The organism is Bacillota bacterium, assembly GCA_036504675.1.
Lineage (GTDB): Bacteria > Bacillota > Sulfobacillia > JAJYWN01 > JAJZPE01 > DASXUT01.
The window spans coordinates 1-1807 of sequence record DASXUT010000076.1; the positions used below are offsets into that span (position 1 = coordinate 1).

Consider the following 1807-nt stretch of genomic DNA (forward strand, 5'->3'; position numbering starts at 1 on the left):
CGGCGAGGTCGTGCTGATGGTCACGGAGGCACCCTGGACATTCGAGCCGCTGACATAAATCTGCTCGATGCCGGGGATGGTCGTGCTGGTGAAAGTGGCCGTGGCCACCCCATCGACGGCGTCGATGACCGACGCATCCATGTGGCCCAGGGACGCGTCGATGACGGTGAAGGTGATCTTCCCCCGCCCGTTGGCGACCTTATTCCCGTTGGCGTCAAGCATGGTGGCCGTCAGCACGGAGGTCGAGGAATTGTTAGAGGGCATGGTGGTCTGGGAGGCGGTGACCGAAAGCTTGACCGGAGTGCCGTAGACCGTCAGGTCAGCGGTAGCGGTCAGGCCTTCGGCCGAAGCGGTGATCTTCCCGGTTCCCGGACCGGTGGCGATGAAGACGCCCGTCTTGTCGACGATCCCCAGGGAGCCGCCGACGGACCAGGACGGGGTGATGGCCACGGCCTTGCCGCCCGCGTCATAGGCCACCGCCTGGAACTGAACCGTCTGACCCACGGCGATGCTGCCGGTCGCCGGGGTCACCTCGATCCGGGCGGCCCGGCCGAAGCCGAAGACCGTGGAGGCGAGGGTCTTACCGGTACGGTCGGGGATCTCGTAGAGAGCCTTGTAGACCATCAGGGCGATGTCGCCGCGCCTGGCCGGCTGGTCCCCCATGAAGGCCGTATCCTGAGTCAGGCCCCACCTGACGGCCAGAGCGATCTGGCCGGTCGGGAAGCTCCCCGCGACCTCACTCTCCCGGCCGAGAAGCCGGATGAGCATGGTCGCCGCCTCGGCGTAACTGACCGAGCGGTCGGGGGCGAAGAGGTCATTGCCGACGCCCTTTATAAGCCCCTTGGTGTCGGCGACGTTGACGTACCCGGAGGCCCAGGAGTCCTCCGAGACGTCCTTGTAGCCCGTCTTCCCCATCGAGGCCTCGCCGACCCCGCCGAGGCCCAGGGAGTAGACGAGAATCTTGGCCATCTCCGAGCGCTTGACCGGCGCCTCGGGCCGGAAGGTGAGGTCGTTGTATCCCTTCATGACCCCGATGCCGCTGAGGAGCCGGACGGCCTCCTCGTACTTGGTGCCAACGACATCGGAGGGCAGATCGGCGGCCAACCCGACCCGCGGGACGCCGAGAAGAACCAGACTCATGACCACCAGAGCTGCAAGCAGCGACCTCCGTGCCTTCACGGTCGAGGGACCTCCCATCAAAAGCTAAGTGTGCTAGATTTCGCCATGGCATGTTCTGTATCCTTCAGGTTGGACGAGGAAAGCTTGGGTTAAGTTCCCGGAAATCGCGGTGTATCAAGCAAGAGATGGGAGCCCCGCAAGAGCGCGGCTCCCATTCCCTGCCAATAGAGGAAAAGGAAGAGGCCCCTCGTGAGAGGGGCCTCGAGAAGATACTAGCTATATCTCAGTGGGTGAGGCCGACGGCCCCAACACCCATCGCGTTGCCGGCCGCATCGAAGATCGCGCCAGCGGCGGCAGCAAGGGTATCCGGAGTGCCGGCGGTGAAGTCCGAAGCGATGGTCGCAGCGCTAAACGTCACGGTGGCGGTGGACACGGTAACCCCGGTAGTGGTGACCGGAGCAACTAGGGCCGTCGCACCGAGGGCGTTGACGTTGTTGTAGACGAAGTTGCCGAACACCAGGGCGGCGGGGACAGCAGCCGTTCCGCCATGGACGGCCTCAGAGAAGGTGACCGTACCGGTCGTAGCCCCAGTAGCGGCGACGACCGACACGATGGTCGGGGCCACGGTGTCCTTGGTCGCGGCGAAGGCATCGGACATGGTCGAGGCGCCCAGGGCGTTGGAGACCGT

General features: G+C 65.0%; 2 protein-coding genes. Both read right to left on the reverse strand.

The features are described from left to right. The coding region (locus tag VGL40_05860) for an S-layer homology domain-containing protein (GenBank protein HEY3314796.1) at window positions 1-1179 on the reverse strand (1179 nt) is incomplete at its 3' end. A gap of 223 nt (window positions 1180-1402) precedes the next feature. Beyond that, a partial coding sequence (locus VGL40_05865; GenBank protein ID HEY3314797.1) for a hypothetical protein occupies window positions 1403-1807 on the reverse strand: 405 nt, incomplete at its 5' end.